Annotated in this window: 15 protein-coding genes and 2 pseudogenes; 10 read left to right on the forward strand and 7 right to left on the reverse strand. The window is 58.2% G+C overall.

Features of this window, described 5'->3' with window-relative positions; all coding sequences use genetic code 11:
- The 3 genes from EOA36_RS38210 to EOA36_RS11295 all read left to right on the forward strand — a co-directional run.
- A partial coding sequence (locus EOA36_RS38210) for a helicase-related protein (protein ID WP_281040049.1) occupies window positions 1–526 on the forward strand: 526 nt, incomplete at its 5' end.
- Window positions 463–1,032 (forward strand): TRCF domain-containing protein, encoded by a 570-nt coding sequence (locus EOA36_RS38215; protein WP_245464321.1) that lies wholly within the window; start codon window positions 463–465, stop codon window positions 1,030–1,032. The genes EOA36_RS38210 and EOA36_RS38215, both read left to right, overlap by 64 nt.
- Window positions 1,001–1,573: a hypothetical protein gene (locus EOA36_RS11295; RefSeq protein WP_127277708.1), complete on the forward strand. Its 573-nt coding sequence runs from the start codon at window positions 1,001–1,003 to the stop codon at window positions 1,571–1,573. The genes EOA36_RS38215 and EOA36_RS11295 overlap by 32 nt, the downstream gene beginning before the upstream one ends.
- Before the next feature lie 109 nt (window positions 1,574–1,682).
- On the opposite strand, the gene EOA36_RS11300 is transcribed toward EOA36_RS11295, so the two are convergent.
- Window positions 1,683–1,898, reverse strand: coding sequence for a CsbD family protein (locus tag EOA36_RS11300; protein ID WP_127277709.1), 216 nt, complete (start codon window positions 1,896–1,898; stop codon window positions 1,683–1,685).
- A 290-nt stretch (window positions 1,899–2,188) separates the two neighbouring features.
- Between EOA36_RS11300 and EOA36_RS11305 the strand changes: the two genes are divergently transcribed.
- Both EOA36_RS11305 and EOA36_RS11310 read left to right on the forward strand, forming a co-directional pair.
- Window positions 2,189–2,662 carry a GNAT family N-acetyltransferase gene (locus EOA36_RS11305; RefSeq protein ID WP_127277710.1) on the forward strand — a complete coding sequence of 158 codons (474 nt, stop codon included), beginning with the start codon at window positions 2,189–2,191 and terminating at the stop codon, window positions 2,660–2,662.
- Between the two features lie 180 nt (window positions 2,663–2,842).
- A complete protein-coding gene (locus EOA36_RS11310) occupies window positions 2,843–3,142 on the forward strand; it encodes a hypothetical protein (RefSeq protein WP_127277711.1) in 300 nt (99 codons plus the stop codon).
- A 128-nt stretch (window positions 3,143–3,270) separates the two neighbouring features.
- Here the strand turns inward: EOA36_RS11310 and EOA36_RS38220 are convergent, their stop codons facing one another.
- Window positions 3,271–3,792, reverse strand: coding sequence for a hypothetical protein (locus EOA36_RS38220; RefSeq protein ID WP_245464322.1), 522 nt, complete (start codon window positions 3,790–3,792; stop codon window positions 3,271–3,273).
- A 328-nt stretch (window positions 3,793–4,120) separates the two neighbouring features.
- Between EOA36_RS38220 and EOA36_RS11320 the strand changes: the two genes are divergently transcribed.
- Window positions 4,121–5,749 carry a M20/M25/M40 family metallo-hydrolase gene (locus tag EOA36_RS11320; RefSeq protein ID WP_189553175.1) on the forward strand — a complete coding sequence of 543 codons (1,629 nt, stop codon included), beginning with the start codon at window positions 4,121–4,123 and terminating at the stop codon, window positions 5,747–5,749.
- Window positions 5,750–6,696: 947 nt separating this feature from the next.
- Here EOA36_RS11320 and EOA36_RS11330 read toward each other — a convergent pair.
- Together EOA36_RS11330 and EOA36_RS11335 are read right to left on the reverse strand one after the other, a co-directional pair.
- Entirely contained in the window at window positions 6,697–8,091 is a 1,395-nt protein-coding gene (locus EOA36_RS11330; protein ID WP_127277714.1) for a phospholipase D family protein, read from the reverse strand.
- Window positions 8,092–8,295: 204 nt separating this feature from the next.
- Window positions 8,296–8,808, reverse strand: a complete 513-nt coding sequence (locus tag EOA36_RS11335; protein ID WP_127277715.1) for a hypothetical protein — start codon at window positions 8,806–8,808, stop codon at window positions 8,296–8,298.
- Between the two features lie 295 nt (window positions 8,809–9,103).
- On the opposite strand from EOA36_RS11335, the pseudogene EOA36_RS11340 reads away from it, so the two are divergent.
- The 3 genes and pseudogenes from EOA36_RS11340 to EOA36_RS11350 form a co-directional block, all read left to right on the forward strand.
- A pseudogene (locus tag EOA36_RS11340) lies at window positions 9,104–9,499 on the forward strand (DUF892 family protein); the annotation flags it as partial.
- Between the two features lie 192 nt (window positions 9,500–9,691).
- Window positions 9,692–10,068: pseudogene (locus tag EOA36_RS11345) on the forward strand (low affinity iron permease family protein).
- A 99-nt stretch (window positions 10,069–10,167) separates the two neighbouring features.
- Entirely contained in the window at window positions 10,168–10,347 is a 180-nt protein-coding gene (locus EOA36_RS11350) for a hypothetical protein (protein WP_127277716.1), read from the forward strand.
- A gap of 169 nt (window positions 10,348–10,516) precedes the next feature.
- Here the strand turns inward: EOA36_RS11350 and EOA36_RS11355 are convergent, their stop codons facing one another.
- Window positions 10,517–10,966, reverse strand: a complete 450-nt coding sequence (locus EOA36_RS11355) for an ion channel (RefSeq protein WP_127277717.1) — start codon at window positions 10,964–10,966, stop codon at window positions 10,517–10,519.
- A 598-nt stretch (window positions 10,967–11,564) separates the two neighbouring features.
- Here EOA36_RS11355 and EOA36_RS11360 point away from each other — a divergent pair.
- Window positions 11,565–12,392, forward strand: a complete 828-nt coding sequence (locus tag EOA36_RS11360) for a Ku protein (RefSeq protein WP_127277722.1) — start codon at window positions 11,565–11,567, stop codon at window positions 12,390–12,392.
- Between the two features lie 106 nt (window positions 12,393–12,498).
- Here EOA36_RS11360 and EOA36_RS11365 read toward each other — a convergent pair whose 3' ends face one another.
- Window positions 12,499–12,870, reverse strand: a complete 372-nt coding sequence (locus EOA36_RS11365) for a response regulator (protein ID WP_189553178.1) — start codon at window positions 12,868–12,870, stop codon at window positions 12,499–12,501.
- 136 nt (window positions 12,871–13,006) lie between these two features.
- On the reverse strand, window positions 13,007–13,171 hold the full coding sequence (locus tag EOA36_RS11370) for a DUF3606 domain-containing protein (RefSeq protein ID WP_127277719.1): 165 nt from the start codon (window positions 13,169–13,171) through the stop codon (window positions 13,007–13,009).
- Window positions 13,172–13,551: the final 380 nt, after the last annotated feature.

The raw sequence follows: 13,551 nt of genomic DNA on the forward strand, positions 1-13,551 counted from the left end.
ATTTGATACTGTCTTGATCAAGACCGCTTTAATCCGCGAGCGTCGCCGATCCGGGCAAAGCTTTTGCGTCGTTCCCCGTATCGCTGACATCGAAGCGACTGCCACCGAATTGCGCAATCTGGTGCCCGACTTATCGCTTCTAATCGCACATGGTGAGCTCAAACCCGCTGCGATGGACGATGCGATGGTTCGCTTCGCCAATGGTGAAGGCGATATTCTGCTTTCGACCAACATTATCGAGAACGGCCTGGACGTTCCGCGAGCCAACACCATTATCGTCATTCGCGCAGATCGATTTGGCTTGGCACAACTGCACCAGCTGCGTGGCCGGGTCGGACGAGGAAGAGCCCAAGGCTCGGCCTATCTGCTCACCGAGCCAGGCAAGGAAATCGCACCTGAGACGAGAGCGCGGCTCTCGACCCTTCTGGCTTTGGCCGACTCGGTTCCGGCCTGCCGATCAGCGTGCGCGATCTCGATCTTCGCGGCGCCGGCGATCTGGTTGGTGAAGACCAAGCCGGCCATATGAAGCTGATCGGCCTTGGCCTCTATCAGCGCCTCTTGGCAAGGGCGGTGAAAAAGGCGCGAGGTGACGACAGATCAATATTGGAGCCCGAGATCGACCTGGAAATTTCGGGCGCGTTCCCATCGGACTATGTCCCCGACGCCACTGTCAGACTCAACCTCTATTCCCGGCTGCAACGCATCGAGCGCGCAGCCGAGATCGATGCCTTCGCCGATGAACTGGAAGACCGTTTTGGCGCTCCGCCACCAGAAACGATGTTGCTCTTTGAGTTGGCCCGGCTGAAACAAGCCGCCGCCGGTGCCGGCATCGTCAGGATCGGCGCCGGCCCCGCAGCCATCGCCATCGAGTTCGCGCAGCCGGACTCGAAGCTTCTGGCCCGTCTGCAAAAGTACCCAGATTGCACCCCAGGCGAAGAGCGCGTGATATTCAAGATCGCTACGACACCGGGGCCGGGCCGTTTGCGCGCCACGAGAAAGCTTGTCGATTTTTGCCGTGCGGCAACGACCTAAACATGCCGAATCTTTGTCAGCGGGGTTGGCAAAGAAAGTGGCCTTCGCAACGGAGCGCTTCGACCAGCAGAAGTGTCGCGCCAAGGCAGTCGCCGGAAGCCTGCTCAGCCATGGTGAGGAGGTTCCAGCGAACCAAGGGCTGGATGAAGTCATCGAAACCCTGACCCACAAAATGGGAGATTACCGCTTGGCCAGGTTTGTCGAGAGCCATCAGTCCGAGGCCCCCGGTCGGATAGGCCAGCGCTGCGATGCGTTGAAGGTGCCGATCCCCATCGACACGAAGCTCGAAGAGGATCACGCCCCGAGTGCGCTCGGCGACGAGGTTAACCTTGTCGGAGAAAGGGCCTGGCATGTGGCGGATGGTGCTGACCACCATCTCAAACATGATCTCATCCAAGCCTGCAGAAATCATCTGGCGAGCTTGCAGGACTCGTCGGCAACCACAACGGTCAAAAACATTTATGCACAGCTAAACAACGCACTGATTTGTCGCAAAAAATCCACCTTCGCGGTTCTTCGTCGACAGCATCGACGACGGTGACCGTTGCGCATCAGAGGCTTCTGCCTTGTGCGCGCGTCGAAGGTGGGGTGGGAAGACATTTTTCCAACACCACTCCCCACCGGCGGCCCCTCTGGTCGGCAGCCGGCGCTCAGAGGTTCTTGTTGATCTTGGACGCGACCTTGTTTGTGGCGTCCTTGACAGCCGATTTTGCATCGCCGACCGCCTTTTGCACTTTGCCCTTGGCTTCCTGCGCCTCGCCCTCGGCCCTGAGCCTGTCATTGCCTACCGCTTTGCCCGCGCCTTCCTTGGCTTTTCCAACCGCCTGGTTAGCAAGACCCGAGGCCTTGTCGCTCGTGCTTCCCACAGAAATATTCCTCTTCGTTGGCTGTGAACGATGGCCACCCGCAACGTCAGAGCCATGGAAAAGTTCCAGGGCTTGCCCGGGAGAATGATCGAGCCAATGGCCTCATCACCTCTCCCTGTCGGGCTCACCCTCGCAGCCATCAACACGGTCTCCTCTCCCGATAAACCTGGGGTGATGCGCAGCGTGGTTTCGTCGGCATGGCGGCCACCGTACGCTCGTCGTTCTTCGAGGGGCTTCCCGATCAGCGTGTCACATGCGGAACGGCAGGACCTAGTCCGCGTTGTCAGGCGATGAACTACCTCATCCGCAAAGGGACCCCGGTCGACGATCCAACCTTGATCCGTCATTACACAGCGTTGTGGGAGAGCTATGGCGTCGATCCGGTCAACATCAAACTCGACGCCGAGGCCGTCACCTCGAAGTTCATTTTGTCTGGGCGGCGGCATTTCGAATTGGGGAGCTTCCTTGCGGAAGTTGATGGCGTGGCCGTCGGGTCACTGGCCTGTCAGGTCGAACGTCTGCCCTACCCCGACGTAGCGGTCCCATCGTTTCGCAAGCATGGTTATATCTGGAGCGTGTTCGTTGAACCCGCGGCCCGGCGAAATGGCGTGGCCCTGGCGCTGGTAAGGTCCGGGGTCGACTATTTGAGATCCATCGGTTGCACAAAAGCGGTCCTCCATTCATCGGATGCCGGCGAGGGCGTTTACCGCGCCGCCGGATTTGAGATCGCCAAGGAGATGCGGCTGGATCTGACCACGGGCTGAGCGGAGCCAGATCAATTCAGGAGAGCCTGTCTCTTCCAGCCGCAGACCATCTCGGCCGGGCGATTCATGTGCACAACAAAGCGGTGCTTTTCGTCAACCTTTCGCAGGTCGGGAACAAAGGTGAATGATCAACATTCCTTTATTGAAGGGACGCCGTTTTCAGCAGACAGGACTATAAACATGAAGGCTTTGATCTTGAGCGCCTTGGCGCTTTCTCTTGGCATCCCGGCTGTCGGCATGGCCGCCGAGGCTGACGTGGTGATCACGGCGCATCACCGTCACCACCATCGCGCCGCCATCGTCTATAATGACGAGGGAGGTCGGCTCCATCATCGCCATCACCGGCATGTCGCATTCTACGACAATGGCGAGCGTGCGTGGCGCCACCGCCATCACCGCCGGGATACGGTCATCGTGACGATGGGTCACCGTCGCCATCACCATCGACACGTCGTCATCGATCAGGGCAACGACGACTAGGCCGCGTTTGCTTGCCCGGCTTCGCTATATTGAAAGGCCGGAGCCCGGCGCAGCCGGGGGGAAATGCGGAGCTTCGATCACCTTCGCAAGGTCGAAGCTCCCTCAACTCAGTGCGGTGCGCCGCGCGGCTATCCGGCTTGTCGCAGAGTTTGATTGCGTGATCGAACTGCAATTTTTAGCACTGTCGCGTCGGCAACGCCGGTTTGAAAAAGCCGCACAAGCTCAGCCGCAATATCGCTGGCCTCAATCGATTCCAGGGAAATGTCCGCTTCACGGCAAAGCTCATCAAAGACGCGCTTGAGTGCGCTCAGGTCGTCGGGGTAGATGGCTTGGTTGTGCGAGCAACGGTCAAGCATCGGACAAACTCCAGACAGGGCCAGTGAGCGTGTGGGGGAATATGGCTCCCGGGCGATGACCTGTCGTTTAAAAATGATTGCGCCTGCCTGATGTTGGATTTGACGACAAGGCCTGGGCGGCGGAACGTTTGCACGGCCGATGATAGACAGGCGTGGGTTGGCTGCTTGCGAATGCCACAGGTTTTCGAAACCTTTTGTCAACCATGGCGACACGGTAAATACTTTACGGCGAACCGATCCGGTTGCAGGAGGTTGTGGACGGGCCTGCAGCAAAGAGGACAGTCCAGAATGCATCGTCTCTCCGTTGTTACCGCCCTTTTGGTGTCCTTCGTGGCGGCCTACGCGACGTGCGTCTGGGCAACCTCGTCACACCCGATCGACTTCTTCGAGGCCCAGGCGTCACCCATGCTGATACGCGGCTCTGATTAGTGTTCGTGAGACGCCGATTGGAGGCTTTCTTCATGGAGCCGCTGGTCCCACCAGTTGGCGGTGGTTAGGAGCGGCCCGGCGAAAACCTCGGCTACGCTGGTAATGTAGGAAAAATGGCAGCGTCTGAACATCAGGCCTTAGCTGGCGCCGCGCGATCCACTAACGTCGGCCTCCGCATTTGAGTCGGATGACCATGGATCCTACAGCCGCAGACACCCTTTCTAGCATCGCCAGAGATTGGGCCATCGCCTTGACCGAACGGCGAAGCGTCACTGGCACTGATGACGAGAAGTCTTTTGGGCCATGGTTAGCAAAGGTCCTGGGTGAAAGGCCGCCTTTCGATCGCGCCAAAATCTGGACCATCGAGGTCGAGCCGGGGGACGGTCGCCACTGCGTTGCAATGCTGGTTCCCGGTGCGGGTCGCGGCACGGTCGTACTGACAGGCCACTACGACACCGTGTCGACACGGGACTACGGTGACTTGGAAGCGTTGGCCACGCAACCGGCAAAAGTGACTCCGGCCTTGGCGAGCAGCCTGGTGGGGGTGGAGACAGATCAGGGCAACCTGGCGAGGACCGATCTCGAGACCGGGCAATTTCTTGCTGGACGGGGTTTGCTCGACATGAAGGCAGGTCTGGCGGCGGGATTAGCGGTCTGTAATGTCTTTGCCAACGGTGGGGGCACTGCCGGCAATTTGCTGTTCCTGGCCGTGCCCGATGAGGAGAATAATTCGGCGGGCGCCCGTAAGGCCGTGCAAATGCTGCCTGCGTTAGAGCGCGAACACGACTTGCAGATTCTGGCGGCCATCAATCTCGACGCAATCGCTGACGACGGCGATGGCAGCAAGGGCCGCGTCATTGCTTTGGGGACGGTCGGAAAGTTGCTTCCCACCGCATTCGTCGTCGGCATTCCCACTCACAGTGGTTTTCCGTTGAACGGGCTCAATGCCGCAACGATCGCGGCCGCGATCGCTGCCCGGCTGGAATGGGCTGCCGAGCTGACTGAAACTTCCCAGATGCTGTCCGCAACTCCTCCCAGTCTGCTCAGCATCCGAGATGGGAAAGCCGCATACGATGTTACGACGCCAGCAACCGCCTTCGCCACCTTCAACGTGCTAAGCTACCGGCGCGCTCCACACGAGGTTCTTGCACGTTTCGACCAGCTCTGCCTCGAAGCAGCCAGAGGGTGTCTGGAGGCATTGGCGCGGCGGCCTACTGACGGAAGCGCCAGTCGTGGCGGCCGTTCGATCTCATTGTATCGTTACGAAGCGGTTGTGGACCGTCTCGATATCGAGGACAGATCACGGCTTGCCGAGGTCACCGCCGACCTCGCCCGCGTCGATCTGCCTTTGTCGGAGCAGTGTCGTCTTGCAACGCAAGAGGCCTGGCGCCTCAGCCGTTTGTCCGGCCCGGCGATCGTGACGGGATTCGGCTCTATGCCCTATCTGGCCACAAGCCTTTCTGATGCGCCTGGGGCTCGCCGTCTAAAGACAATAGTCAAGCGGCTCGCAACCGAATCCGCGGCTCTTTACGGCACGACTATCACTTGCACCGACTACTTCGCCGGTATTTCGGATATGAGCTTCTTTGGCGAGGTCGCGGCTGACGGTCTCGACATTGTCGGTCGCAACACGCCGCTGTGGACACAAGGTGTGCGGTGGCCAAAGACACACGCGTTGGCCAACATCCCCACCATCAACATCGGCCCATGGGGCCGCGACTATCATACGCCGCTGGAACGGCTGCATATTGGTTATGCGTTCGATGTCCTGCCCAGGGTATTGAGCGACGTCTGCGCGGCGCTCCTCGCCAACGAGAGCTGACCGACGCCGGAGGGCCGACGAGAACCAGAAACGACCGGGCTGCTACTTCCTCGGTAGTTTAGGCGGCAGCGCGCAGGGCACCGGTGGCTGTCCAACTGAGGTCACTGTGCGCGGGGAACCGTAGCGTCGCCAGATAGTTTCGACTTCGACTGCAACGGAGACACGAGAATGGGACCGAACTCATCAAACGATATGCTGGGACCGTCACCACGCAAGGACAAGAAGAAGGCGACCGACGAAGCCACTGCCAAGACACCGGACAAGACAAACGACTGGGATCGCGACGCCGTTCACGGAGACGGAGACGAGGTGGGAATTGCATCGCACTCGGACGCCCCTGCTGAATAGCGGCCCCACCCGTGCCGCGAGAATGAGATGCAGAGAGTCGATCTGCTTTGTCAGTTATCTTGATCGTTGTCATGGCGATGGCCAACCTGTCGGCACGGCTACCGAGCCGAATAAGCGCGGCTTCCGCGCAGAGCAAAAAAACCTCCGAAAAATAGTGCTTCAGAACAGCACGACGAGCAGTGACCTGGCGCGCCACAGGAGGAAGCGACGGCGCTCGTGCCAATGTACCAGCAGATCAAATCCGACTGTGAGCAGGAGCGCGGTGATCACAGCGCCGATGCCAAGATCACGGATGAGCCCGCACCTAAGGGCTGCCCAGCGTGCAAAGGTCTTGGCTACGGACCACCATGGAACTGCCCTCGCCTGGCGAGGAACCGACGCGAAAGATTGGAGACGATGAGACAGATAAGAGTGTCGGCCAAGCCGGGCGGTTGCTCGCCCTGCTTTGCAGGCGCGGCGGCATTCCCTTGTACTCGGAATGCTCCTGGCTAACAGCCAGCCTGTTTTTGCATCGCCAAACCGCCAATTAAGGTGAAGCCGTCTGGCTGTCTTCAACGCAGATACAAATCGCTATTTGGATCTGACGAGACGTATGGTTTCTAGAGTTGCGACTCGATCGGCAGGGCACGCACGACCGCTGCCACTAGTCGACGGTAGAGACTGGCTTCAGGTTCGCTTTCAAATTGGCGCGTCTCACCGTCCAATGCACCGGTCCATCGAAGCTGATTGTGGTGCAGGCTCAACTGGTAGCTGGTCTGCGGCGAAATCTCGTTTTGAAAGCGCTGCCTTAATTGTGCTACCAGATGCTCGTCTTCGAAGAGCACACCCATTTCCGAGTTCAGGGTCACCGACCGCGGATCGAAGTTGAAAGATCCAACGAAACCTAACCTGTCGTCGACGGTGAAAGCCTTGGTATGAAGGCTTGCCCCCTTTGACCCAAAAACCGAGATCTTGGGTTGCCGGGCAAAGGGTTGCAGTTCGAACAGCCTTACGCCGCCCCTAAGCAGATCCTTTCGATAATTGGCATACGCGCCGTGCACCGCGGCTACATCCGTTGCTGCCAGCGAATTGGTAAGGATGCGCACTTCGGTGCCGCGGCCAACAAGGTCGAACAGGATCGACGCTCCGTTTCGTCCGGGGATAAAATAGGGCGTTATGACCTCAAGATGCTCCCTTGCCGACTCGATGATCGGCCGCAATTCCCGAAGAAGCCAATTCCTTCGTTTGCGACCGCGCACCTTTTCTGGTGGATCGGAGATCACACGCGCGTGTTCGGTCCAGACGACATCACTGCTCGCCTCAATGTATTGGGTGATCGTTGAGTATGCAGCTATCCGATCCAGGAGCCCCTCGCTGGCTTCCGCACCCGGATAGTTTGCTGAACCAGCGGCCGGAGCGGCGGGATGCAGGGCTCGAACCGGCCTGACAGATTCGCTGTTCCAGAACGTTTCGAATATCTCATTGGTTTGTTGGACCGCAGGACCGACGAGCAGAACGTCAAGGTCGCGGAAGTTGGTTTCAGCCGCGTCGAAATAAGCATCGCCGAGGTTCCTGCCGCCCACAATGGCGACCTCGCTGTCCGCGATCCAAGCTTTATTGTGCATGCGGCGCGTCATTGCGAACAAACGCAAAACCACCTCCACGCCACGCAGGACGATTCCTGTTCGCGTGCCGCTGGGATTAAAAAGCCTCACCTCGATGTTGGGATGGCTATCGATCGCCAAATAGAAAGCGTCGTCGTTGCGCGTATTGATGTCGTCCAGAAGAAGGCGGACGCTCACACCTCGATCAGCCGCAGCCAGCACCTCGTGCATCAGCAAACGGCCAGTATGATCGTCGTGCCATAGATAATACATCAGATCGAGCGTGCGCTGCGCCCCCCTTGCGGTCAGGACACGTACGGCCAGAGCATCGCAATTGTCGGCAATCAGCAGTAGGCCATTCTTGCCTGCCTGGCTGTTAGGTTGCGAGAACCACGAGATGGCAGTGTCCATGAAAGCCGTCGGCAGAATCCGTCAAAACAGGGGACCGCATGAAATCGTGCATAAAACTGTCTTGAGCCGAACTGGTTGCATAAACGCTGCCGCCGCGAGGAAAAGCGCGTCAGCTCTTCTAGCGTGGCCACAACAGAATTCCCGCAAACCCAATTGCCAGGACCACGTCACGGCCTCGAGTGGCGCGAACGCCTCTAGTCGTCTTTATTGGATTGCATGCCGCGCGGCTTCGGCCTCCGCCACATCGATCGTACAGAGCACATCACCCTTCTCATTGGAAACCCGGACCAGCCAGCCGGTAAGGTCGTCGGTGCCTGGCTGCAGATCCGCCAGGATATCCATGGCACAACGGATGGCTTCGGCGCGGGCAGCGTCAAAGCTCGGCAAACGCGATGGCGGTATCCGTCGACTGGTTTCGCCATCACGATAGTCGAAGACATACACATCGCCGGCGGCATCGCTTATCGAGGTCACGGCGATTTCGTCAAAATTGCCATTGCTGTTCGCATCGTAGTCGTTGGCGGCCAGATCGAAGGTCGCGGTTTGGACCAGGATCGCCTTCGCCCGATCTAATGCGGCTTGCACGGCGGCGGAGCCATCTGGGTTTGCCATGTCCACCGTCACGCACTCACCCCCTTCGCCGCAAAATACGACGCGAAGGATGGGCTGGCCGTTGGGGGCGGCAGCGTCAAAAACTTCGGTACGGACAACTTGCATGGCGTGCTCCTCGGCATCTGACGGTGAAGGAAGGCGATGTCGTATGCTGCATGTTTGCGGCACAGGGTCAGCTCTCCAAACCTGCGACGCGACCGGCAGTTCCTTCGGCCAAGAATGAAACTGGCTGTGCGAGTGTTGCGATTGTGGCGGCGACGGCAGGTTGACACCGGGCTAGCGGGTGTGTCGCGACGGCGCTTAAGTTTCCTGTCTGAATCCGCTCCGGAACCACATGCCAGACGCGAAGTTGGTCCTTGGCCTCGATCATCAGGCCTATGTTCTCGGAGATATTCACATCATGGCGATTACCAAGGCGGCCACAAGGAAAGGGTTGAGCGAACTTTTCCACGACACGCTCAAGGACATTTACTTCGCCGAAAAGAACATCCTCTCGACACAGCCAGAGATGGCGACGGCGGCGCTAAGCCAGGACCTACAGGCAGCATTCGAGAAACATCACGGCGAAACACAGGAGCATGTGGCGCGACTGGAGGAGATTTTCGAAATCGTCGACAAGAAGCCCCAGGCCAAGACGTGCGCTGCCATCATGGGAATTACCGATGAAGGCTCGGCACTCTTGGAGGAATATACGGCGCCGGCTCTGGATGCCGAACTGCTGGCGATAGCACAAGCCGTCGAGCACCGCGAGATTTCGCGCTGCGGCACGATGCGCATCTCGACCGCTGAGCCCGGAATGGATGAGGCAGTTACACTTTTGGACCTCACGCTCGGCGAAGAGAGACCAACAGACCAAGCTCGCCGATTCGGCCGTAAGCGTCGTGGCACAGGCGCCCGCCTGGCCATGATAGGCACGATAACTCGCTCACCATCTCCTACGCCCCAAAGCGGTCGACTGCCGGGTTCTTCGCATCATGATCTTCCCAACATGGAAAAACTATTCAATCGCATGGCGGGGGCCGTGGCGCATGCGACGGGCCGCCCGTGGGCTTTCGCTCTCTGCCTGAGCGCGGTGGTGATCTGGGCCGCTTGCGGCCCGCTCTTCGGCTATTCCGAGACTTGGCAGCTTGTGATCAACACAGGCACGACGATCGTTACGTTTCTGATGGTCTTCCTTATTCAGAATACTCAGAATGTGACGGCGCGGCCATTCAGGCAAAGCTCGATGAGCTGATCCGCTCGGGCGCTGGCAAGAACGATTTTATCGGTATCGAGCATTTGACCGAGAGTGAGGTCGAACAGTTTCGGTCCCTTTGTCTGCAGGCAAAGACCAATGTTGGTCTGCAGTCGGCTAACGAAAACTAGTGTCACCTCTGCGGCGGGATTCCATCCGGCGGAACCAAGGTTAGCGACGGAGCTTCCTGGAAGAGACGAGCTCCATCACAAAATCAGCGGAGAATGACAATGGGTTTCCTTGGCAAACTTTTCTCAAGCTGGACAGGCAGGAAGTCGCCAAACATCAAGCCGTCCGGAGATATGCGCAAGGCGACGGGTGCCGGTCCCGCGATCGCTGCCCATTCAAAAGATGCCAAGAGCGGCAGTGCCACGGGGCAGAATCCGCGCGCCGCGAAGAAGAAGGCATAGAAGGGGTCAGCCGCGTCACCGTGGCTTGGTCGATCATTTGATCCCACACCCGATCTGTAGTGCCCAAATTACGGTTGGATGCGGTTCGAACGAAACCCTCCCGTGACGGCGCTCTGAGACCCAAGCCGGATTGGGCTGCCGTTGAGGCGCTGCCTCGACATTTATCGGCTTACGGCCGTCGCCGCCAAAAGTTCTCCATGGAGAGATAGGTGAACGAAGCGGTCCAGCTGAGCAGCACCAATCCGGTCAAGGCTTCGGACGACGCTATGAGGCGGATCGATCCTTCCGCACGGATATCACCCACGCCCAGTGTCGTGTAGTTCGTAATCGAGAAATATAGGAAATCGATCCACCCGCCGGACACCTCGCCGACGATCCGTCCCAGCAACCCGTACCCGTGAAGCTCCCAGAATACGAAACTGTAAATTGTAATTTCAAACGCGTGCGCTGCAAGCGCGCCGAAAATCACGACCAGGAACCGGCCTCGACTTGGAAATCCAGCTTCCTCGACACTCTTTGCGGAATTCGCAACGGCTTTGAAGGCTTCGTAGTGCACAAGAACGCATAAGACGGCGAGCATGAGCGAAAGCGCGCTTGCAGCGATAATGCCGGTGTCCATACTGTATTCGCCTTTTTCAATACACTTGACGGAACGCCAGTCCCCTCGGCGCCTGCAAACTGTCCAACGGGCCTTCACAGTTGCAACGGCTTCAATCCGAGCGAAGTCCTCTTCGTCAAATATGAATCCGCGGCATCTCTTCGTGGCCCATCCGCCAGACCGGTGATCGATGCCGGATCAGTCGAAGGACGAAGGCAACCTTGTCGTCTACCCTTGCGAAGGATCGCGAACATGCTTGCTCGCGCCAGATTAATGGCGTTTGGATGTTTAGGTTCCCTCCCTGAGTAGGCGGCGGACGAGTATTCTTAAGGAATCCAACCACTTGTATGGACTAGCCCATCGGCGGTAAACAGAAAGCCCGCCAACGGAGGACACCGACTGGCGGGCTCGCCGGGCTTTGCCGCCCGACACAGCGAACCTCGACAATTCGCTGCTGTTGGCGAACTTGCGACTTTTAAAAGCGTTCCAAATGGGTGAGGCATCATTGTTAGCGCGGACACCTGGCGTTGGTGTGTTTCCTAGCCGCCGTCCGAGCCTGTTGCCGAGGAACAATTTCAATGGAAACCCGTTGGCCCTTACCAAAACAGGATCAATGCAGATGGTAGCGCCACGTGCTGTATGGAAGGGCTTCCTGAAGGTCGGGTCGGTGACTTGCGGGGTCAAGATTGTCGGCGCTACGAGCGAGAGTTCAAAGATCCACTTCAAGATCTTGAACCGCAAAGACGGCCTTCCGGTTAAAACTGTCTATGTGGATGAGCAGACGGGAGAGCCGGTCGATCCGGCCGATCAGGTGAAGGGGTTTGAGATCTCCAAGGATGAGTATGTCATGGTGGAGCCCGACGACATCAAGGCGCTAAAGCTGACCACAGACCACACGCTCGAGGTCGGCGAGTTCGTCTCGCTGGACCAGATCGACACCCGATATCTGGAAAAGCCCTACTACCTCATCCCGGCCGACGGAGCAGCGCTCGAGGCCTATGGGGTCATCCGCGACGCGATGAAGAACAAAGGTGTGGCGGCGCGATCCTGTATTGTCCTGTATCAGCGCGGCCGTGAGGTTTTGATCGAGCCTTACGACAAAGGCATGGTCATGAGCGAGTTGCGAAACCACAATGAAATGGTGTCTGAAAACAGCGTCTTCCATGACCTGTCGAAGGCCAAATACGATCCTGAACTGCTCGAAATCGCGGGCATGCTGATCGACAAGAAGGTGACGACATTCGACCCCTCGAAATTCGAAGACACCTACGAGGACGCGCTGATCGCCATGATCGACGCCAAACGCAAGGGTAAGAAACCACCAAAGGCGGCCCCGCGGCCGAAGGAGAATGTCATCAATCTCGCCGACGTTCTGAAGAAGAGCCTCAAACAGGAAGGTTTAGCGCCCAAAAAAAAGGCCACCTCCACCAACCGCAAGACAGCTTGATTCCGTGGATTATGGTCCTATTGACGCAGGGCAATGTCGTGCGGCAAATATCTGTTGGCAAGCCTGAAGGCCGAGCCGGCATAAGATAGGCCCTGTGGTAATTCGATCAACATCTCTGGTGGTCACGATCCAAGCGACGCTTGGACCGCAGCGAGGAGATGGGCAGGGTCGGAGGGCTTTGAATCGCCGTGCCATGGGCGAATATCTCGTCGCGATCGGGTCCAAGATAGCCAGTGTGGACGACAAAAGGGATCCCGCGCCCCACCAACTTCTTGGCCACCGCGATGCACGGCCCATCTTTCAGATAGAGATCGAGCACAGCGGCATCCGGAGAGACATCTTCCAAAATCGACTCTGCCTCGGCGCAACTGGCAGTTACGGCGACGTTAAAGCCCGCCTCGACCAAGGTGGCTTCCACGTCCAGGGCGATTAATGGCTCGTCCTCCAAGACGAGGATTGTTAATCGTTCTCCAGCCAAGATTGACCCAACCCCAACGCCGATGCCGACCGCTGCTCATGCCAACCGCGCTACCGATGATGAATAGCGAGTAGGAAGCTCTCCCCGCTTTTTGCCGCGCAGCAAACCAAGGGTCAAGAGGATCTGACGAAGACTATCAATTGGACTGTCGCAGCGATCGGGCCTCTCTGAGTATGGAGGCGCGGTCGAACCCAACAAGCGAAACAATCTCGCGAATTTGGCTTTCGGTGCAGCCAGTTTCGCGCGCCAGCGCTTCGATCTCGCGGGGGCTCATTTGTGGTTGTTTCTGTGCGTCGGCCATTGCTTTTCTCCTTGGCCGCACAACTTCCAAGACGCCGCCCGGTTCCCGCATAGGTTGCTCCCGCACGACCCGCCGTGCCGCCAAAAAAATCGCGTGATATGCAACCAATCTTGCCCTCTAAAGTTTGCCAAACCTTCTTGCTAGCAAAGAGGGTTGAAGTTGACTGCTTTCCTTCCTGTGCAGATAAAGTTTTTGAACCAAACGCGAACGATCTGTTCGGTGGCCGATGCCAGAAGTGCAATGAATGGTGCATGGAAAAACAAGGAAACGCTTTCCTATCGACAGGCATTGCGTTTGCTGACTGAGGCTCAGGCCGGGACCTGCCGGCACAGTGTCGCGTTCGACGCCTTTCTCAAAGCCGCAAGGGACCAGGACATGAT

It is taken from the genome of Mesorhizobium sp. M8A.F.Ca.ET.021.01.1.1 (genome assembly GCF_003998025.1).
Classification (GTDB): Bacteria; Pseudomonadota; Alphaproteobacteria; order Rhizobiales; family Rhizobiaceae; genus Mesorhizobium.